Below are 20,459 nucleotides of genomic sequence, written 5' to 3'. Positions count from 1 at the left end.
ACTGTGCTTGTTTGCGCCGCCTTCGGCGTCGCGGTTCACGGCCCAGAGGGCTCGGTTCTTCACTCCTGCGGTCAGTCGCTGCGCTCCTCCCTGCGTCGCTCCAGAACCGAGCCGGGCCGCGAACTGTGCTTGTTTGCGCCGCCTTCGGCGTCGCGGTTCACGGCCCAGAGGGCTCGGTTCTTCACTCCTGCGGTCAGTCGCTGCGCTCCTCCCTCCGTCGCTCCAGAACCGAGCCGGGCCGCGAACCTGGAATGTGGGCCTGGAATGATGGGGGAATGTCCAGCGCGTCTAGTTCCTCGACCACCTCCCGTGAACAGTTCCGGTTGCTCGCGGCCGATCATCGGGTCGTTCCGGTGACTCGAAAGGTGTTGGCGGACTCGGAGACTCCTCTCTCTGCCTACCGCAAACTGGCGGGCGATCGGGCGGGAACCTTCCTGCTCGAGTCCGCCGAGAACGGGCGTTCCTGGTCGCGATGGTCGTTCATCGGCGCCGGAAGTCCGACCGCGTTGAGCGTGGTCGATGGTGAGGCGGCCTGGCTCGGGCAGAGTCCGGCGGATGCGCCGTCCGGTGGTGACCCCCTGGTCGCGCTGCGTGAAACCCTGGAGTTGCTGCGCACCGAACGACTGCCCGGTCTGCCGCCTTTGACCGGTGGCATGGTCGGCTACCTCGGCTATGACGCGGTCCGCCGGATGGAGCGGCTGCCCACCCTGGCCGCCGACGATCTGGAACTTCCGGAGATGGTGCTGCTGCTCGCCACCGATCTCGCGGCCTTCGACCATCACGAGGGCGCGATCACGCTCATCGCCAATGCCGTGAACTGGAACGGCACCGATGAGCGCGTCGACGAGGCGTACGACGATGCCGTGGCCCGCCTGGATCGCATGACCGATGCCCTGGCCGCGCCCGCCGAATCCACCGTGTCGGTCTTCGATCGCTCGGAACCGGACTTCCGCCGCCAGCGCACCTCCGACGAGTTCGGGGCCGGTGTGCGCCGCCTGGTCAAGGAGATCGAGGCGGGTGAGGCGTTCCAGGTGGTGCTGTCGCAGCGCTTCGAGATCGAGTACGGCGGTACGCCGATCGATCTGTACCGCATGCTGCGCGCGTCGAATCCGAGCCCGTACATGTACCTCATGCACATTCCGGACGGATCGGGCGGAACGGCGTTCACGATCGTCGGCTCCAGTCCGGAAGCGCTGGTGACGGTGAAGGACGGCGTGGCCACCACGCACCCCATCGCGGGCACCCGCTGGCGCGGCGCCACCGAGGAGGACGATCTGCTCCTCGAGAAGGGCCTGCTCGCGGACGAGAAGGAGAACGCCGAGCACCTCATGCTCGTCGACCTCGGCCGCAATGATCTCGGCCGCGTCTGCGAACCCGGCACCGTGCGCGTCACCGAATACCGGCATATCGAGCGCTACAGCCATGTGATGCATCTGGTTTCGACGGTTTCGGGCCGCCTCGCCGCGGGCAGGATCGCCTTCGACGCGGTGCGGGCGTGCTTCCCCGCGGGCACCCTGTCCGGCGCGCCGAAGGTGCGCGCCATGGAGCTCATCGAGGAGCTCGAACCCACCCGCCGCGGTATCTACGGCGGTGTGGTCGGCTACCTCGACTTCGCCGGTGACGCCGATACCGCCATCTGTATTCGCACCGCCCTGCTCAAGAACGGCACCGCCTACGTGCAGGCGGGCGCGGGCGTGGTCGCGGACTCCGATCCCGATTACGAGGATGTCGAATCCCGCAACAAGGCCATGGCCGTTCTCAAGGCCGTAGCCGCTGCGGAGACCCTGCGCGCGTATCGACCGAATGGCAGCAGCAATGACTGATTCGGAGCCCGACCCGAGAACCCCCGCGGCACAGCCGGACCCGACCGAACAGACCCGTTCGAGCGATTCGGTGGCCGCCGATATCGCTGCGGCGCAACGGGATGCGGCCGCCGCGCGAGCCGAGGCATCCGGTGCGGACGCGGATGTCCTTGCCGCCGAGGCCGATGCCGCCCGGGCCGAGGCCGACGGCGCCGCCAAGAAGCCCAAACCGGTCGGCGCGGTCGCCCTGCTGGCGCTCGCCGCGGCCCTGCTGTGGGTCTCCTCGCGCATGACCTGGGTGAGCCTGGACGTCACCAGTGAGCTCGGCACCGGTCGGACCGCGCACCTCAATGGCAGCACCTGGTTCGGCGCGCTGACCCCGCTGGCCCTGGTCCTGGTCGCGACCATCGCCGCGGTCTTCGCCGCGCGCGGCTGGTGGCGGCGCGGACTCGGGGTCGTTGTCGCGGTCCTGGCGGCAGTCGCGGCGGTCCCGGCGTACGCACTGCTCCAGGGTGCCGGGAAAACCGAGGAGCGGGCCGGTCGGCTGGCCGAATTGCGCGACTGGGAACATGTATCGGGGGTGCAGACCTCGACACTGCCCGCCGTACTGACCATCATCGGTGCGCTGGCGGCGTTCGGAGCCGGTGTGCTGCTCACGCGTATGCCATCGGAGAGCTCCGCACCCATGTCCGGAAAGTACGACAATCCGGTCTTCCGCAAGTCGGAGGCGGCCGAACAGGTTGCCGAACATCACGCGGTCAAGCGCGCCGCGGAATCCGGGTCACAGCGGACCGCTGCCGAGCCGCTGTCGGGTCGCGTCCTCTGGGATGCCCTCGACGCGGGCGCGGACCCGACCGACGATGAAACCAATACCCCTGCCGCACACGATGATCCAGGTAGCGGCAGCGCGGGCCACAAGCCCGCCTGATCAGCGATCAGGAGCAGTGCCGCTCCAGGTTCCGGCCCCGCCGACATTGACGGGAACATAGCCATTTACTCTTTATCAGCATCGGTGAGACAGCGCCTGGGGGGATTCTCAGGCAGCAAGTCCGTCTCCCCAGAAAGGATTCGAGCCAGATGACGGTACTCGACTCGATTCTCGACGGGGTCCGCGCGGATGTGGCCGCTCGGGAAGCCCTCCTGGATTTCCAGGCTGTCAAGAAGGCCGCCGCCGCGGCGAAATCTCCACGTGACGCCAAGGCGGCGCTGCACGAAGAGGGTATCGGCGTTATCGCCGAGGTGAAGCGGTCTTCTCCTTCCAAGGGCGCCCTGGCCGACATTCCGGACCCGGCCGTACTGGCCCGCGCGTACGAGGACGGTGGCGCGCGCATCATCAGCGTGCTCACCGAGCAGCGCCGCTTCGGCGGCTCGCTCGCCGATCTCGACGCGGTGCGCATGGCGGTGGACATCCCCATCCTGCGCAAGGACTTCATCGTCGGCCCGTACCAGATCCACGAGGCCCGCGCCCACGGCGCGGATGTGATTCTGCTGATCGTGGCGGCGCTGCCGCAGGATGTGCTGGCCTCGCTCATCGATCGCACCGAATCGCTCGGTATGACCGCGCTCGTCGAGGTGCACACCGAGGAAGAGGCCGACCGCGCCCTCGAGGCCGGCGCCACCGTGATCGGTGTGAACGCCCGCAACCTCAAGACCCTCGAGGTGGATCGGGATGTGTTCGCGCGCATCGCCCCCGGTCTGCCCAGCGATGTCATTCGCATCGCCGAATCCGGTATCCGCGGCACCGCGGATCTGCTGGCCTACGCCGGTGCGGGCGCGGATGCCGTGCTCGTCGGCGAGGGCTTGGTGACCAGCGGCGATCCGCGTGCCGCGGTGGCCGAGCTGGTGACCGCCGGAACCCATCCTTCCTGCCCGAAGCCGGTTCGCCGGGGCCGGTGAAAGAGCCGATGACACAGATCAACGATTTGGGTAAGAACACGCTCGGCCTGCCACCGGCCAGCGCGGGCGTCGCGCACAAGAGCGAGCATGAGCCGGACCTGGGTGGACACTTCGGTGTGTACGGCGGCCGGCATGTGCCCGAGGCGCTCATGGCCGTGATCGAAGAGGTCACCGCCGAGTACGACAAGGTGCGCGTCGACCCCAACTTCCTGAACGAGCTGGACCGGTTGCAGCGCGATTACACCGGGCGTCCCTCGCCGGTGTTCGAGTGCAAGAACCTCGCCAAGCATGCGGGCGGCGCTCGTATCGTGCTCAAGCGAGAAGACCTGAACCACACCGGTTCTCACAAAATCAACAATGTGCTCGGACAGGCATTGCTCGCCAAGCGCATGGGCAAGACCCGCGTCATCGCGGAGACGGGCGCGGGCCAGCACGGCGTCGCCACCGCCACCGCGTGCGCACTGCTGGGCCTCGAGTGCGTCATCTACATGGGCGCGGTCGATACCGCACGACAGGCGCTGAACGTGGCCCGCATGCGGCTGCTCGGCGCCGAAGTCGTCAGTGTGACAACGGGTTCGCAGACGCTCAAGGACGCCATCAACGAGGCGCTGCGGGACTGGGTCACCAATGCCGACGAGACCTACTACTGCTTCGGCACCGCCGCGGGCCCGCATCCGTTCCCGCTCATGGTCCGCGATTTCCAGCGGGTCGTGGGTTTGGAGGCGCGCCAGCAGATCCAGGCGCTGACCGGTCGGCTGCCCGATGCCGTAGTCGCCTGTGTCGGTGGCGGTTCCAATGCCATCGGCATCTTCCACCCCTTCATCGATGATGCGGGCGTGCGGCTGATCGGCTACGAGGCGGCGGGTGACGGTGTCGAAACCGGCCGTCACGCGGCCACTTTCGCCGGTGGACGGCCCGGCGCCTTCCAGGGCGCGTACTCGTACCTGCTGCAGGACGAAGACGGCCAGACCATCGAATCGCATTCGATCTCAGCGGGTTTGGACTACCCGGGCGTCGGCCCGGAGCACGCCCACCTCAAGGATATCGGCCGCGCCGAATACCGGCCGATCACCGATGCCGAGGCCATGGACGCGCTGCTGCTGCTGAGCCGCACCGAGGGCATCATTCCGGCCATCGAATCCGCGCACGCCGTGGCGGGTGCGCTGAAGCTCGGTAAGGAATTGGGCGAGGGCGCGATCATCCTGGTGAACCTGTCCGGTCGTGGCGACAAGGATATGGACACCGCCGCCCGCTGGTTCGGGCTCTTCGACAAGGCTCAGGAGGCGGAGTGAGCGACAATCGCGAAGCGGCTCGCTTCGCCGACCGGGTGCGGGTGTCCCGCATGACACCGCAGGAGGCCGAATGAGCCAGCAGTCCCGTCTCGCCAATACCTTCGCGGCCTGCCGCGAGGAGAACCGCGCCGCGTTGATCGGCTACCTGCCCGCCGGATATCCGGATCTGCAGGGCAGCATCGACGTCTGTCGCACCATGGTCGAATCCGGTTGCGACATCATCGAAGTCGGTGTCGCCTACTCCGATCCGGTGATGGACGGCCCGACCATCCAGGCCGCCGCCGAGCAGGCGCTGCGCGGTGGCATCCGGGTGCGCGATGTCTTCAAGGTCGTGGAGGCCATCACCCGGGCGGGCGGTAAGGCCGTGGTGATGACCTACTGGAATCCGGTGCTGCAGTACGGCGTCGACACCTTCTCCCGCGATCTGGCGGCGGCGGGCGGCCTCGGGCTGATCACGCCGAATCTGATTCCGGAGGAAGCCGACGACTGGTTCGTGGCCTCGTCCACCTACAACCTGGATCGCATCTTCCTGGTCGCGCCATCCTCGACCGAGGAGCGATTGGTGAAGACCCTGGAAGCCTCGCGCGGATTCGTCTACGCGGCCTCCACCATGGGTGTGACCGGTGCGCGCGACGCGGTGTCGGATATGGCTCCGGCGCTGTGCGCCCGGGTGCGCGCGCATTCGGACATTCCGATCGGCGTGGGCCTGGGTGTGCGCAATGGCGCGCAGGCCGCCGAGATCGCTTCCTACGCGGACGGTGTCATCGTCGGCTCGGCTCTGGTGAGCGCCGCGGCGCAGGGCCTGGGCGCGGTGCGGACGCTGACCGAGGAGCTCGCGTTCGGCGTGCGTTCGGCGCCTGTCGCCTCCTGAGGATCAATCAATAGCATTGGGCGCGTATCGAATTCGATACGCGCCCAATGCTATTGAGGTCGGCGGTGGTGTGCTGAGCCCGGCTGTGACGCGCGCCCGGGTTGTTACCGCCAGGCACTGCTGGGCGCGCACCGCGATGAATCCGCCGGGTGTTGTTCGCGCGGGTGTCGGCGGCGCGCCACCCGGGGCACATGCCCACGCAGCGAATTCCGCTACGGTGGGGACTCGTGACCATTCGAGCCCTGGCCGACAATCTTCCGGCCTCCGACGTGCTGGCCTACATTCCCAGTCCGCCTCGCGGCGTCTGGGATATCGGCCCCTTCCCGCTGCGCGCCTATGCCATCTGCATCATCATCGGCATTGTCGCGGCCATCTGGCTGGGGGAGAAGCGGTGGCAGCAGCGCGGCGGACAGCAGGGCATGGTGCTGGATGTGGCCATGTTCGCGGTGCCGCTGGGTTTGATCGGCGGGCGGCTCTATCACGTGGCCACCGACTGGTCGACCTACTTCGGGCCCGGCGGTAAATCGGGCGACTGGTGGAAGATCTGGCAGGGCGGCCTCGGCATCTGGGGCGCGGTACTGCTCGGCGCGATCGGCGCGTGGATCGGCTGCCGGGTCTACAAGATTCCGCTGACCGCCTTCGGTGACGCCATCGCGCCCGGCATTCTGCTGGCGCAGGGCATCGGCCGACTCGGCAACTACTTCAATCAGGAGCTGTTCGGCCGCGCCACCACCATGCCGTGGGGTCTGGAGATCTACGACCGCTTCGACGCCAATGGTGGGCCGTCGCCGATGAACGGTTCGGCCGCCGGTCCGCCGGTGGCGATCGTGCAGCCGACCTTCCTGTACGAGCTGATCTGGAATCTGCTGGGTGTGGCGGTGCTGCTCTGGGCCGATCGCAAGTACCGGATCGGGCACGGGCGCTTGTTCGCGCTGTACGTGGCGATCTACTGCTTCGGGCGGTTCTTCGTGGAGTTGCTGCGCGATGATCACGCCACGCATATCGCGGGTATTCGCATCAACTCGTTCACCTCGGCGATCGTATTCCTGTGCGCCATCGCGTATTTCATCTTCGCGACGAAGGGGCGCGAGACCGCCGAGCAGGTGCGCGCGGGGGTGGAGCGGCCGTGGCCATGGCAGTTCGGCGCGTTGCGGGCCTACGGTGCGGCGAGTGCCGGGACCGAGGTCGTCGCGGCCGACGAAGCCGAATCCGACGCCGAGTCCGGTGATACGGCAGTCGATCTCGACAAGTCCGAATCGTCTGAATCCGAATCCGCCTCCGATGCGGAGTCCGAGACCGGGACATCCGAGACATCCGGGGATGACTCCGACTCCGAATCCCCTTCGGAAGGCAACGAATCCGCCGAGGTCCGCGATAACTCTTCCGAATCCGGTGATTCCGATCCGGTGGTCCCGCTCGAGGAGACGAAAACGGTCGACTCGGGCAAGAATGGCTCCTGACCGCCGCGTATCGAATTCGCCCGGCGGGTTCAGCACACAGGGGGCCGTGCGGCCCGCGATTCAGGAGGACGCGAGTGACCGATCCATTCAACAAGCAGCCCGAGCAGGGTGGCCCGCAGTACGGCGCGCCCGGCACCGGGCCGCAGTACGGTCAGCCGCAGCCTGGCTATGGCCAGCAGCCCGGATACGGTCAGCCGCAGCCCGGTTACGGTGAGCCCCAGCCGGGTTACGGACAGCCCCAGCCCGGATACGGTCAGCAGCCCTACGGTGCGCAGCCCGCGTACGGTCAGCCCGGTCCCTATGGCCAGCCGATGCCCTACGGCGCGGATGCCGAGGCCCCCTTCGGTCGCGATCCGTACGGCGTGCCCTATTCGGACAAGTCCAAGCTGACCGCGGGCCTGCTGCAGATTCTGATCGGCGGATTGGGTATCGGCCGCTTCTACCTCGGTTACACCACCATCGGTGTGCTGCAACTGATCACCTGCGGCGGCTTCGGCATCTGGTCGCTGATCGACGGCATTCTCATCCTCACCGGCAAGGTCCCGGACCCGCAGGGCCGTCCACTCAAGGACTGAGCTCGGAGTAGCGACACACCGACTCCGGCGGGCACCACTGGGCAGAGAGGTGCCCGCCCGCCGCTATCATCACCGTCGTAATCGCACAAGGTTTGCGCGCATCATGATGGTTGACGTGCCACCCGGTTGGTTTCGGGCGTACCCTTTGTCGGTTGTTTGTCGCGTGGGTCGACCACGCTCGAGGAGAGGTAGTCCCCGTGCGCCGTAAGCTGTTCGCCGCCGTACTCGCCGTAGTCGCCGCCACCGCGGCACTCACCGCGTGCAGCAGCAATGACGACCCGAATGTCCTGAAAGTCGGCACCGAGGGCACCTACTCTCCCTTCAGCTACCAGGACGGCGGCAGCCTCACCGGCTACGACGTCGAGGTCATCAAGGCCGTCGGCGACAAACTCGGCCGCAAGGTCGAATTCGTGCAGACCCCCTGGGACGCCATCTTCGCGGGCCTGGAGTCCAAGCGCTTCGATCTGGTCGCGAACCAGGTCACCGTGAATCCCGATCGCGCGCAGAAGTATTCGCTCTCGCAGCCGTACACCACCTCCGAGGGCGTCATCGTCACCAAGACCGATAACGCCGGTATCCACGCGCTCACCGATCTGAGCGGTAAGACCTGCGCGCAGTCGGTCACCAGCAACTGGAACAAGGTCGCCGAGGGCGCGGGCTGCAAGGTCGAGGGCGTCGAGGGTTTCGTGCAGGCCATCCAGCTGCTCAAGAACGGTCGCGTCGACGCCACCGTCAACGACACCCTCGCGGTAGGCGAATACGCCAAGAAGACCAATGACGCGACCGTGCATGTCGCGGGCAAGACCGGTGAGACCAGCAAGCAGGCGTTCGCCGCGCGCAAGGATTCGCAGGCGCTGACCGATCAGATCAATACCGCCCTGGATCAGCTGCGCGCGGACGGCACCCTGGCCAAGATCTCCGAGAAGTACTTCGGCACCGACGTCAGCAAGTAAGCGGCACAGGACGATTGGACTGCTGAGCGACTAGACGATGGATGACGCCACCTGGGAGCTGATCCGGGCGAATCTGTGGCCCATGCTCGTGGCCACGGTCGAGAAGACGCTGCCGCTGACCGCGATCAGCTTCGCGATCGGAGTGGTGCTGGCGCTGTTCGTGGCGCTGGCCCGCATGTCGAAGCTGTGGCCGGTATCGGCGGCGGCCCGGTTCTATATCTCGATCATTCGCGGGACGCCGCTGCTGGTGCAGCTGTTCATCGTCTTCTACGCGCTACCGCAGTTCCACATAGTCATCGACCCGTTCCCGGCGGCGGTGATCGCATTCAGTCTCAATGTCGGCGGCTATGCGGCCGAAGTCATTCGCGCCGCTATTCTTTCGGTCGCGCACGGGCAGTGGGAGGCGTCCTATGCGGTCGGTATGACCTATGCGCAGGCGTTGCGTTTGATCATCCTGCCGCAGGCCTCCCGCATTGCGGTGCCACCGCTGAGCAACACCCTCATCTCGTTGGTGAAGGACACTTCGCTGGCCTCGACCATCCTCGTCACCGAACTGTTGCGGACCGCCCAACTGGCCGCCGCGCCGACCTTCGACTTCTTCGCGCTGTATGGCGTAGCGGCACTCTACTACTGGGTTATCTGCCTGATTCTCGGCTTCGGTCAGACGCGTCTGGAGACCCGCCTCGCACGGCACATCGCGCGTTAACCGAGCGGTAAGTTCGCGGCCCGCCTCGGGTCTGGACTGACGGAGCGGGGGAGCGAAGCGGCGGAGCGGAGGAGGGAAGACCCGAGGTCACGAGGGCCGCGAACAGCCGTAGCGCAGCGGAGGCAGATCAAACACAGTGCTGACCGGCTGTTAGCTGAACGGCATGTGTATATCTTTCTTCCAGGCGTGTGCCCGTTCAGCGGGACAGTTGCGGCAGGTCTAGGGTTGATGCCGTGATGCGACGAACGAAGATTGTGTGCACACTCGGACCAGCTGTGTCGTCCGAGGACCGTATTCGTGAACTCGTTGAGAGTGGAATGGACGTGGCGCGGCTGAATTTCAGCCATGGCGAGCACTCCGACCATGCCGAGAACTATAAGAAGGTGCGTCAGGCCAGCGATCTGCTGGGCCGCGCGGTGGGAATTCTCGCCGATCTCCAGGGACCGAAGATCCGATTGGGCCGGTTCATCGAGGGTAAGACCGTCTGGGCGACGGGTGAAGAAATCCGCATCACGGTCGACGACATCGAAGGCACTCACGACCGAGTTTCGACCACCTACAAGCAACTGGCGCAGGACGCCAAAGCCGGAGATCGACTGCTTGTCGACGACGGCAAGCTGGGGCTGACCGTTGAGCGCGTCGACGGCAATGACGTGATCTGCCGGGTCACCGAGGGCGGCCCCGTCTCCAACAACAAGGGCGTCTCCCTGCCGGGTATGGATATTTCCGTTCCGGCCTTGTCCGAGAAGGACATCGAGGATCTCGAGTTCGCGCTGAACCTCGGCGTGGACTTCATCGCGCTGTCCTTCGTGCGCTCGCCGTCCGATGTCGAGCTGGTGCACGAGATCATGGATCGCGTGGGCCGCCGGGTGCCGATCATCGGCAAGCTCGAAAAGCCCGAAGCCATCGATAATTTGGAGGCCATCGTGCTGGCCTTCGACGCCATCATGGTGGCGCGCGGTGACCTCGGCGTCGAGCTTCCGCTGGAGCAGGTGCCGCTGGTGCAGAAGCGGGCCATCCAGATGGCGCGCGAGAACGCCAAGCCGGTCATCGTGGCCACCCAGATGCTGGAATCGATGATCACCAACTCGCGGCCCACCCGCGCCGAGGCCTCCGATGTGGCGAACGCGGTGCTCGATGGCGCTGACGCGGTGATGCTTTCGGGTGAGACCTCGGTCGGCGACTACCCGATCGAGACCGTGCGCACCATGGCCCGCATCGTGCACGCCGTGGAGTCCGAATCCTCCACCCGGGTGCCGCCGCTGACCCATGTCCCGCGTACCAAGCGCGGTGTCATCTCCTACGCCGCACGCGATATCGGCGAGCGCTTGAATGCCAAGGCCCTCGTCGCCTTCACCCAGTCCGGTGACACGGTGCGCCGCCTGGCCCGCCTGCACACCCCGCTGCCGCTGCTGGCATTCACCCCGAATCCGGCGATTCGCAGTCAGCTGGCCTTGACGTGGGGCACTGAAACGTTCATCGTCCCCACCGTCGATACCACTGACGAGATGATTCATCAGGTGGATACCGCACTGCTGTCGATCGGCCGCTACAAGAAGGGCGATCTCGTGGTGATCGTGGCGGGCTCCCCGCCCGGTACTGTCGGGTCCACCAATCTGATTCACGTGCACCGTATCGGCGAGGAGGACCACTAAGTTGAGCGCGTCGCTTGGCGAGACCGCAACCGGGGCAGCGAAATCCGCTCCGGCCGATGATCTACGGGTGCTCCTCGAGCTGCTCGATCTCGAGGAGCACGGCCCCGACATCTTCATCGGACAGCACCCGGAGAAGGTGTGGAGTCGCACCTTCGGCGGGCAGCTGGTCTCCCAGGCGATCATCGCCGCGGGGCGCACGGTCGGCCCCGGCCGGCCGGTGCACGCGGTGAACGCGCACTTCGTGCGTGGCGGCGACCCCAAGAAGCCGATCGAATATCACGTCGATCGGCATCGGGACGGGCGGGCGTTCGCCAATCGCACGGTCACCGCGCTGCAGGACGACCAGGAGCTGTTCGTCATGCTCGCGGCCTTCCAGGACTGGGGTAAGGGGCTCGAGCACAGCGCGCCGCAGCCCGAGGTCGCCGACCCGGAAGACCTTCCCCGCGTGGAGGAGTCCTTCGCCGGGCTGGAGGACAAGCTCGAGATGTTCGTCAAGGCACCGCATCCCATCGATATGCGGTACACGAACGATCCGGCCTGGATCCTCAAGGGCACGGGGGAGAAGCTGAACCACAACCGGGTCTGGATGCGCACCGATGGCGCGCTCTCCGACGATCCGCTGATTCATGTTGCGGCGCTGGCGTACTCCTCCGACACCACGGTGCTGGATTCGATCATCACCACGCACGGGCTGTCCTGGGGACATGACCGGATCCTCGCGGCCACGGTGAACCACTCCATCTGGTTCCACCGGCCGTTCCGCTTCGACGACTGGGCGCTGTACGCCACCGAGTCGCCGGTGGCGTCGGGTTCACGCGGTCTGGCCCGCGGCCACTTCTACTCGCGCGGCGGCGATCTGCTCGCCACCACGGTGCAGGAAGGCGTCATCCGGCACTTCCCGGCGCGCGCCTGAGCTGAGGCATGAGATTTCGGGCCGTACCCTCACGGGTGCGGCCCGTCGTCATTCCGGCATGCTTGTGGCCGTCATCCTGGCGTGCTCCCGCCCGTCATTTCGGCGTGCTTTCGGCCGTCGTCATCCCGGTGTGTGCCGATCCGTCGTCCCGGCGTGCTTTTGGCCGGGATCCACCCCGTCACAGCGGATTCCAGCGCTACCGCACCCTCAGATGAGTTCGCGGTTCTCTTCCAGCTCGAAGTTCTCCCGCTGCAACGCGTGCACGATGTAGGGGATGGGCTCATCGGCCGACAGTTCGAGCACCAGCCGCTGCTCCAGGCGCGCGATTCCGGCCTTGGTGAGCTGGCGCGCCTCGCCGACCAGGCTGAGCGCTATCTCGTAGGTACGGCGCTCACCCGGGTCGGCGTCGGGATGATCCAGCCGCCACTGGGTTTCGAGCACCGTATGGGTGGGATCGTCGCACTCCACCGGGAGGGTGAAGCGCCACGCGAAGATGTCGCGATCGTCCACGTATTCGTCCACGACGCGGCACACCGTTTCGGTGACGCGGTGGAGGGTCTGCGGTGTGACGAAAACATGGAGCGAAACATCCGAAATTCGCTTCGGCATGTCCTGAGTCCTGTTCCTGTGTCGAACCACCGGCGGTGGTGTTCCGCGCGGAAGTGTAATCCCTTACCGGACTTAGCGGGCAGACAGGTGTATTGACACGCAGGAGCCAGCGTAATCCTGGTTACGCCACAACGGAAGTAGGAGTACGGGTTCGGTGACCGGAATAGGTGATCGGGTGGCCGAAATTCACACGGACGCGATGGCCGGAATCCGCTCCTATCCGGCCGATTCCACGGAATGACGCACGGGTTCGGCTGACCGCTCGGGCAATTCGGGTTGTGCGCCGGTGTCGGCGCGTCCGCCGGGGAGCACCAGCAGGGCGGGGCGATGGGTACCGGTATCGGTGACCCCCGAACGGTGAATTGTGGCCTGCGGGTGCTGATGTGCGTGCAATGCCAGCAGCAGCGGCACCAGCGCCTCGGCGATGCGATCGCCGACCTCGCAGAACTGCTGGGCCTTGAGACCGACCGGATCCGAGATGTTCTCGCGCCCCACATACGCCAGATCGTCGCGCGCGGCATGCAATCCGACCACGGTGCGCGCGCCGCTGACCTTGGCGATGCGGTACGCCTCGAGCAGGGTGAAGGTGCGGGGGAGCGCGTCGGGCACCAATTCGCGCACCTGGTCGCGGATCTTGTCGGTCATGGTGAGCACCAGATCGGCGCGGTGCACCATCTCGGCTTTGATGCGGCGGGCCTTGAATCCGCCGGGATCGCCGCCGAGGCCGATGATCGTCTGGGCCGCAAGCGGTTCCACCGGGAAGCCGACCAGTGCCCGCACGCCCGCGCTTTCGGCGGATAGCTCCTGTAGGCCGTGTTCGGCCGCCACCGCCAGCGTGAGGCGCTCGGCAATGACAGACCGGCAAACGTTTCCGCTGCACACGAAGAGCACATGCATGGGAGCAACGTATGCCCACGGCGGCGACACGAAAACGCCTGGAAGACCGAATCACACGTTTTGACCGGTAAGTTCATCTTTCGGCCGAATGTCGGTCGCTTGCTGTTCGCTAACGGGTACCGAATCGCTTCGCCGTGCGAACCGTCAACGCCCCTGGAATGTGAGCTTGCTGGTTTTCCGTCAGCGAATCAATAGTGCCGTGGGTTTGCTCGACTAACGATTCGGATTCGATTGCGTCGCTGGAACGTTCGTCCTAGTGCTGGGGCTCGTCCGGGTCGCCGTAGTACGTGCCCTCCTCGACCACCGAGGTGACCAATGGGGCCGCCCCGCGCACCCGCTGTCGCGTCGAGAACATCCGGCCGCGTGCGGGGACCATCGGTGCGAAGCGGGTGAGGCCCGAGACCGGAGCCATATCGTCGTACACCGAATCGATGCCACCGCGCGCGAAGTACGCCTCATGCCAGAAGCCGGTGCCGCCGGAGTCCTTCAGGAACTCTCGCCACCAGATCCGATGCGGATCCGAACGCGTCCACTTCTCCAGGCTCTCGAGGTCACGCCAATATTGGCGCGCTCCCCAGTGTGGTGGGAACAGCGACCAGATCACGTCCTCATGGGAGAGCAGTCCATCGGGTCGATCGTGATGCGATCGGTAGAGCTTGGGCCCGACGCCCAGCAGTCGCAGGATTCCGCGTGGCTTGTGCACCCGCATCCCCAGCAGTACCACCACCAGATCCGGATACTGCGACAGATCCGCCGTCACCCTGTTCACGCGCATGCGCAGAGACCTCCACTCGACCCGAGGCCGTCGTCAGGTCTGTCTGTGCGGATGTACGAGATACCCGTTCCGACGGTTCGGACCTTCTTCAGTTACCTCTCACGCCTCCAGCATGCGCTCGCATACCGAATCCGGCTACGCATCCGTCCGGTCCGTTCCGTCGTGTTCGGGACGAATGTTCGAGACCCGCAGGTCGAGACTGCCCTATTGCCATGCGGGGCCCACTCCGCCTTGGCTAATGTCCGGTAGGTGAGCTCCGAACCCGCCGCCCCGCGTTCCTACTCCCTGCGCGATCTGGCAGAGACCTATGTACTCGCCCAAGCGAACTGGACCGACCCCGTCGGTGGCTACGACAAGGAGAACACCGCCTACAACGCCGCCCTGCGCAAATATCGTGAGCGCCTGCTGGCGGCGCTCGAGGATCTCTACGGGCAGAAGCTCGAAATGAAGGAGATGGTCGAGATCCCGCGCGGGACCGTCCTTTTCATGCATTTCAAGCGCACGGTCAGCTCATGTCTGGCATTGCGAACACCCGGCTCGGCCTTCCTCGAACCGGGCCTGCTACTACGGTCGCTCGAGGCGGCGGGCGAGCCGGGTCGCCGCGTGGTGGACACCTCCGCCCGCATCGACAAACTCATGAACCTCTCCCGCGATGCCCACCTCGATATCCTGGAGGATCTACTACGCATCCTGGTGGGCGGCAACGCGGATCTGGTCTTCACCACCGACGAGCTGAGCTCCATGGGCGTCGAAGCCGCGCCGCCCTCGATGGAGGAGTACGTCGCGGTCGCGGAGTGAATTTCGGATCAGCCTTTCCAATCCAGTACCGGGGCAAGTGCTTTGAACTGCGCCGAGGACGGGATCAGCCGCATGACGGTGTCGCGCAAGCGCACCGCCAGCGGTGAGTCGAGTTGGGCGACGGCGCCGATTCTGTTCGAACGCGCCGCGATCATCCGGGTGCGGGGGCGGCGTTCGGCGTCGTAGCGGGTGAGATCGGAGTCCTCGGCGGCGACTCGCGCCAGCACCACCGCATCCTCGAGTGCTTGGCATGCGCCCTGGCCGAGATTCGGGGTCATGGCGTGGGCGGCGTCGCCGAGCAGGGCGATACGGCCCGAGACATAGGTCCGCAGCGGGGGCAGTTCGTAGATGTCGTTGTGCAGGACGGCCGATTCGTCGGCCGCGGCCAGCAGGCTCGGGATCGGGTCGTGCCAGGTGCCGAAGCGCCGCCGTAGTTCGGGCAGCCCGGTGCTCGATGTTCCGACGGGGACGTTGGCGGTGGCGAAGCAGTAGACGCGGCCGTCGGCCAATGCGGCATAGCCGAAACGCTCACCGCGGCCCCAGGATTCGGCCAGCTCGCCGAGGGGTTCTGTCGGGGTGACCACCATTCGCCAGGCGGTGTAACCGCTGTAGCGGGGATCGACGACACCGCATACCGCGCGCCGCACGACGCTGTGGATGCCATCGGCTCCGACGATCACATCACCTGCCGAGGTGCCCTGTGAGTGTGTGACGGTGCCGTCCGCGCGCACCTCGCGCACCGAAATGCCGGTGCGCAGAGCCGATTCCGGCACCGCCCCGCGCAGAATGTCCAGCAGATCCGCGCGATGCGTCATGATCGGGCTGCCGTAACGTGCCCGCACCGCTTCGGCATCCGTGCGGGACAGCCAGGTGCCTCGGCTGTCCCGAATCCCGGCCGAGCCATCCTCGATGGCGCGGGCCCGCACCTCATCCCCGAGTCCGAGCGCGTCGAGCGCCCGAATCGCATTGGGCCACAGTGACAGTCCCGCTCCGACCGCAGTGATCTTGGTGGCCTTCTCGAGGATCTCGACCTCCCAACCCCGCCGGTCGAAGGCGATGGCCGTGGCCAGTCCGCCGATGCCGCCGCCGACGATGAGTGCCTTGGACATGTCGTTCTCCGTTTCGATCGCGAACCGGCGCCCGAGCCGATTGCCGTACCCGTCGAAAATTACTACAGGTGTAGTCTCTATACTACCGGTGTAGTGCAAGTCACTACCGATGTAGTATCCGTTCATGCCCACCAAACGCGAGCTGATCCTCGACGGCGCGATCGAACTGCTCGGTTCGCGCGGCCTGCGCGCGCTGACGCACCGGGCGGTCGACGAGATCGCCGGCATGCCCCCCGGCTCCGCCTCCAACTACTTCCGCACCCGCGAGGCCCTGCTCACCGGTATCGCCGAACGCCTGGCGGAACGCGACTACGCCGACTGGTCGGCCGTCACCCGCGTCTCCGCCCCCTCAACCCTTCCGCAACTCATCGAGGGCCTGTCCCAACTCCTGACCCACACCGTCACCACCGACCGCACCCGAACCCTCGCCCGCTACGCCCTGTTCCTGGAATCCCACAACCTCCCCACCCTCGCCGACACCCTCCACCACGGCCACCTCCGCCTGACCGAATGGATCGACACCCTCCTGCGCGCCGTCGCCCCGACCGCTCCCGCAGGCACCACCAAACTCCTGGTCGACTACGTGGACGGCGCGGTCCTGCACCAACTCACCTACCCCGCAGCGGATTACGACCCGCAGCCGGCCTTGAATCGGCTTATCCAGGCCCTATTGGATCGGTCCTCGCCCAGCTGACGAACCCTTGTTCGATCTCGCTGCGACCACAATGCATGCCGGGTTCTGGGCAACTCCGCCATCGGGTCCTACACTGGGCCTAAAGTGAAGTTACGACTTCACTCCGGTTGGAGGTGTTGCATGAAGGCTCGGAACTGACGTTGTACGGCGTTGTCGTCGAAGATGCCTGTCAGGCTCGTGAGTGGTTGGCAAGCCGAGATCGGAAGACCCAAGCCCAGTTCTATGCCCGCTTCGAACGCCTCACCACTATTGGTTACCTCCGGAGCCCGGAGCCCGGAGGAGATGCGGCAACTGCAATGCCCTGTCGATCCCCCTGTTTTCGAGATCAAGACAAGGTCTGGCCACCGCTTATATGTTGTGCGGCGACACCGAGACTGGGTTGCGACACATGGCGAAAAGAAGCCTCCTGATCGGAGGGTATGCGTTCAGGCGGCGAAAGCAATCGAGATTTGGAAGGAGGCGCACACCCAATGAACACATGGTTCCGACGCGGTTCCGAAGCTGAAGCGCTCGTCGCCGAGGAGCGCCTTGTGCTGGCGGCCACGGAGATGGTCCACGAAGCCTTGAACGCCCGAGGGGTCAGCAAGAAGGAACTGGCGGATCGATTGGGCGTTCGCCCAACCGAGATCAGTCAACGACTGAGCGGCCGGCGAAACCTCACCCTCCGAAGTCTTGCGCAGATGATGCATGCGCTCGGCTATGGGATCGATCTCGATTCGACCGAAGCGGTAGATATGGATGCTGCCTCCGAACGGGTCGGTACACGCGTGGTCAGGGAGGTCGACAATGGGGTCGCGCCGTTGACTCGACGTTGGATACTTGGCTTTCACGTGCTCGTCCGAACCGGCGGCGATCGCAATCGTGATCTTGTGAAGCTCCGAATGCAGAAGGTGCTCGAGGAACTGCGCGCGCTCGATCGGATACACGAAGTCACAGCGGAGTATCCCGACAATGCGGCGGTGCTGGTCCGTCTCAGTGTCGAGGCCGAAGATGCGTTGTCTGCCAGCCAATTGGGAGTAACCGCACTGCGGACAGCGATTCACACCGTCGGCGACGGAACGCCCGGGTGGGAGAAAATGCTCGAACGGATGGTTCAAGATCTTCGGATCAACATCGACGCGTCGGATAAATTCGACGAAAGCACATCTTGCAGCTGATGGGTTCGGGCGTCTCGAACTCGACTACCCCGCAGAGGATTTCGACTCCGGCCCGGTTCGGATCGAATTGGGCGGATGGCCCGATGCCGGGTGACGCGCTGGTCTGGTATGCCGCCTATGGCTCGAACCTGCTCGAGTCGCGATTCCGCTTCTACCTCGAGGGTGGGGTGCCGGCGGGGACCACGCGGAACTACTCCGGATTCCGAAACTCGCGGCCGCCCAGGCGCACTCGGCCGCTGATGCTGCCGGGTTCGGTCTACTTCGGCGGGGAGTCCGGCGTCTGGGGTGGCGGTATGGCTTTCTACGCTCCCGAGGCCCCGGCCGGATGGCCGCGGACCGCGGCCGCGCGCGGATATCTGCTCACCGCGGGGCAATTCGCCGATCTGGTGGCGCAGGAGATGCATAGGCCCGCGCACGGTGATCTGGATCTGTCCCGGGTACTCCGTGACGGGCGGGACGAGCTGGGGCCGGGCCGTTACGAAACACTGGTCCACCTGGGCGATCTCGACGGCCATCCGATCCTGACCTGTACCGCGCCCGGCGACCCGGCCATCGTCGAACTTCGCGCCCCGAGCGCGCGTTATCTGGGGATGATCGCCAGCGGCCTCCATCGAACCTTCGACTGGCCCGCTACCCGGGTCTCCGAATATCTGACGGCACTGCCGGGCATCGAAGGTGTCTGGGACCGCGACGAACTCGAAGCCGTCATCGAGGGTATGCATCAATCAGGTTGTCAGTAGCGGGTTTTCGGGTTGGTGAGCGGTGCGGGCTTCTACCATCGGACGTCTCGAGGTTCGAGTCTTGGGAGGTCATCACATGGACGCTCACCTCAGTGCCGGACAACCCGCCGCGGTGTACGAATCGGCGCGGGCATCCCGGGAGAACGTGTACACGAATATCCCCGGCAACCACCCCTATCACTATTCCTGGCATCAGAATCTGCGGATCGTCGTCGGCACCGGCGGCGGACAGCATCGAAACTTCACTTGCACCATCAGCAATCAATTCGTCGTCACGCTCCCGCAGGGTGATGGTGCGCTACCCGTCGGCGCCGGTGGGATCAATGTGGCCGCGCTGCTCGGCAGTGTCACCGGCGTGCTGAAAGCCCGCTTCCGCGCACTGATCCTGACGACCGCCTTCAACAATCTCGGCAGATCCGCACATCAACTGACCTTCCACAACAACGAGCTGGTCAACCGTCACGAAACCCGCAAGGTGCGCATCGGCAACACCACCATCGACCCCGGCCGCTCCCACACCTTCGCCGCAGGCACCATGAACGGCTTCACCATCTTCAAAAATCTCCCCGGCCTCGACACCTACTACCGCAACTACGACCTCAACGAAACCACCGACGCCGCGGTAGACGAGCGCCTCCGCATCCAATACAACCCGGTAGCCCTCAGCGGCACCCTCGCCCCCGCCAACTACGCCATCCAATTACTCTGACCCACCCCGCTTCTCGACGGCTCACTCGGGCAGCAGTCGCCTATCGTATTCGGCGACTACCAAGCGCGAGAAGGCTTTTCGCGCCTAGCCGCGCAGCATTTGAACGCCGTGCCAGGATGTGCCTTTCATCAGTTCGACGCCGAGTTCAGGGTCATCACCTGTCAATTCGACGAGTTCGCGGGGCGTCGGATATCTCGCATCGGCCCCCTTGAATCGTTTCATGATGTCGCCGAGTAGTTTTCGATCCGCCCGCGAGCAATCGGGGGAGATCGCCGCGGCCCGTTCCCTGATGCTGGACAGTGCCCGGGCCAGATTTTCCGGAGTCCGGTCGAAGTCGAAACCTGCCCGAGCCCAGGCGACGGAGCCATCTTGAACGGCGAAGATCTTGATTCGGTCGACACCCGACCGGCGGTAGTAGTCGTTTATCGCGCCGGTGAAGGCTTTCGAAAAGCCCTGGCCACGACCCGACGGTTCCAGCCACATATGAGCGTTGAATGCGACTGTCCGGCCGTCCTCGGTGAGAATGTGCCGTTCGAGTCTGCCGACGCGCTTCCCAGCGCCATCGATGATCTCGCCGTTGAACCTGAAGCCACTGACTGCGGGACCGCCGGAACCCTTGGGGCCGAAGTAGGCCGCGTCGGTTATCCGCAGGCGATGGCTACCGTACTGCTGTTCCAACCCGGACAGTCGCTCACGAAGTCGCCGGTTGTCCAGGGTGGTCACCCTCAGCAGTTCGTCCACGCCCGGCACCGACGAAAGATCGGGTCCATTGGTCCTTGCACGACCACCGCGCTCGGTCCGACCCACCGCACGATCGGCCTCGCCCGCACGATCGATCGTCCTCCCGA

21 protein-coding genes are annotated in these 20,459 nt (G+C 65.5%); 16 read left to right on the top strand and 5 right to left on the bottom strand.

From position 1 onward, the window contains the following. Positions 1-275 precede the first annotated feature (275 nt). From OHB26_RS37000 to OHB26_RS36950, 11 genes are all read left to right on the top strand, one after another. A complete protein-coding gene (locus OHB26_RS37000) occupies positions 276-1,823 on the top strand; it encodes an anthranilate synthase component I (protein WP_330181882.1) in 1,548 nt (515 codons plus the stop codon). Then, entirely contained in the window at positions 1,816-2,730 is a 915-nt protein-coding gene (locus tag OHB26_RS36995; RefSeq protein WP_330181881.1) for a TIGR02234 family membrane protein, read from the top strand. Before OHB26_RS37000 ends, OHB26_RS36995 begins: the two co-directional genes overlap by 8 nt. Positions 2,731-2,879: 149 nt before the next feature. Then, a complete protein-coding gene (gene trpC / locus OHB26_RS36990; protein WP_330181880.1) occupies positions 2,880-3,698 on the top strand; it encodes an indole-3-glycerol phosphate synthase TrpC in 819 nt (272 codons plus the stop codon). Between the two features lie 8 nt (positions 3,699-3,706). Further along, positions 3,707-4,990: a tryptophan synthase subunit beta gene (gene trpB, locus OHB26_RS36985; RefSeq protein ID WP_330181879.1), complete on the top strand. Its 1,284-nt coding sequence runs from the start codon at positions 3,707-3,709 to the stop codon at positions 4,988-4,990. A 70-nt stretch (positions 4,991-5,060) separates the two neighbouring features. Beyond that, the gene (trpA, locus tag OHB26_RS36980) at positions 5,061-5,861 is read left to right on the top strand and encodes a tryptophan synthase subunit alpha (RefSeq protein ID WP_330181878.1); all 801 of its coding nucleotides are present in this window, start codon (positions 5,061-5,063) and stop codon (positions 5,859-5,861) included. 227 nt (positions 5,862-6,088) lie between these two features. After that, the gene (gene lgt, locus OHB26_RS36975; protein WP_330181877.1) at positions 6,089-7,321 is read left to right on the top strand and encodes a prolipoprotein diacylglyceryl transferase; all 1,233 of its coding nucleotides are present in this window, start codon (positions 6,089-6,091) and stop codon (positions 7,319-7,321) included. A gap of 74 nt (positions 7,322-7,395) precedes the next feature. Next, a complete protein-coding gene (locus tag OHB26_RS36970) occupies positions 7,396-7,896 on the top strand; it encodes a TM2 domain-containing protein (RefSeq protein WP_330181876.1) in 501 nt (166 codons plus the stop codon). Positions 7,897-8,093: 197 nt separating this feature from the next. Further along, a complete protein-coding gene (locus OHB26_RS36965) occupies positions 8,094-8,849 on the top strand; it encodes a transporter substrate-binding domain-containing protein (protein WP_330181875.1) in 756 nt (251 codons plus the stop codon). 37 nt (positions 8,850-8,886) lie between these two features. Next, positions 8,887-9,555, top strand: a complete 669-nt coding sequence (locus OHB26_RS36960) for an amino acid ABC transporter permease (RefSeq protein ID WP_330181874.1) — start codon at positions 8,887-8,889, stop codon at positions 9,553-9,555. Positions 9,556-9,788: 233 nt separating this feature from the next. Beyond that, positions 9,789-11,210, top strand: a complete 1,422-nt coding sequence (gene pyk, locus OHB26_RS36955) for a pyruvate kinase (protein WP_330181873.1) — start codon at positions 9,789-9,791, stop codon at positions 11,208-11,210. Between the two features lies 1 nt (position 11,211). Beyond that, the gene (locus OHB26_RS36950; protein ID WP_330181872.1) at positions 11,212-12,123 is read left to right on the top strand and encodes an acyl-CoA thioesterase; all 912 of its coding nucleotides are present in this window, start codon (positions 11,212-11,214) and stop codon (positions 12,121-12,123) included. Between the two features lie 207 nt (positions 12,124-12,330). On the opposite strand, the gene OHB26_RS36945 is transcribed toward OHB26_RS36950, so the two are convergent. The 3 genes from OHB26_RS36945 to OHB26_RS36935 all read right to left on the bottom strand — a co-directional run bounded on the left by OHB26_RS36945 (position 12,331) and on the right by OHB26_RS36935 (position 14,404). Further along, positions 12,331-12,732 (bottom strand): hypothetical protein, encoded by a 402-nt coding sequence (locus OHB26_RS36945; RefSeq protein ID WP_330181871.1) that lies wholly within the window; start codon positions 12,730-12,732, stop codon positions 12,331-12,333. 216 nt (positions 12,733-12,948) lie between these two features. After that, positions 12,949-13,629: an arsenate reductase/protein-tyrosine-phosphatase family protein gene (locus OHB26_RS36940; protein ID WP_330181870.1), complete on the bottom strand. Its 681-nt coding sequence runs from the start codon at positions 13,627-13,629 to the stop codon at positions 12,949-12,951. A 253-nt stretch (positions 13,630-13,882) separates the two neighbouring features. Next, complete coding sequence (locus OHB26_RS36935; protein ID WP_330181869.1) at positions 13,883-14,404, bottom strand: monooxygenase family protein; 522 nt, start codon at positions 14,402-14,404, stop codon at positions 13,883-13,885. Positions 14,405-14,653: 249 nt separating this feature from the next. On the opposite strand from OHB26_RS36935, the gene OHB26_RS36930 reads away from it, so the two are divergent. Then, positions 14,654-15,202, top strand: coding sequence for a hypothetical protein (locus OHB26_RS36930; protein ID WP_330181868.1), 549 nt, complete (start codon positions 14,654-14,656; stop codon positions 15,200-15,202). A gap of 8 nt (positions 15,203-15,210) precedes the next feature. On the opposite strand, the gene OHB26_RS36925 is transcribed toward OHB26_RS36930, so the two are convergent. After that, positions 15,211-16,311, bottom strand: coding sequence for an FAD-dependent monooxygenase (locus OHB26_RS36925; protein WP_330181867.1), 1,101 nt, complete (start codon positions 16,309-16,311; stop codon positions 15,211-15,213). A gap of 124 nt (positions 16,312-16,435) precedes the next feature. Here OHB26_RS36925 and OHB26_RS36920 point away from each other — a divergent pair, with 124 nt between their 5' ends. The 4 genes from OHB26_RS36920 (at position 16,436) to OHB26_RS36905 (ending at position 19,611) form a co-directional block, all read left to right on the top strand. Beyond that, entirely contained in the window at positions 16,436-17,005 is a 570-nt protein-coding gene (locus OHB26_RS36920) for a TetR/AcrR family transcriptional regulator (protein WP_330181866.1), read from the top strand. Positions 17,006-17,475: 470 nt separating this feature from the next. Continuing rightward, positions 17,476-18,162, top strand: coding sequence for a helix-turn-helix domain-containing protein (locus OHB26_RS36915; RefSeq protein WP_330181865.1), 687 nt, complete (start codon positions 17,476-17,478; stop codon positions 18,160-18,162). Between the two features lie 83 nt (positions 18,163-18,245). Beyond that, positions 18,246-18,902, top strand: coding sequence for a histone deacetylase (locus OHB26_RS36910; RefSeq protein WP_330181864.1), 657 nt, complete (start codon positions 18,246-18,248; stop codon positions 18,900-18,902). A gap of 76 nt (positions 18,903-18,978) precedes the next feature. Further along, on the top strand, positions 18,979-19,611 hold the full coding sequence (locus OHB26_RS36905; protein WP_330181863.1) for a hypothetical protein: 633 nt from the start codon (positions 18,979-18,981) through the stop codon (positions 19,609-19,611). An 84-nt stretch (positions 19,612-19,695) separates the two neighbouring features. Here OHB26_RS36905 and OHB26_RS36900 read toward each other — a convergent pair whose 3' ends face one another. After that, entirely contained in the window at positions 19,696-20,352 is a 657-nt protein-coding gene (locus OHB26_RS36900) for a hypothetical protein (protein WP_330181862.1), read from the bottom strand. Positions 20,353-20,459: the final 107 nt, after the last annotated feature.

The organism is Nocardia sp. NBC_01503 (assembly GCF_036327755.1).
In the GTDB taxonomy this organism is placed as follows: Bacteria; Actinomycetota; Actinomycetes; order Mycobacteriales; family Mycobacteriaceae; genus Nocardia.
This window is presented reverse-complemented; position numbering and strand designations above follow the sequence as displayed.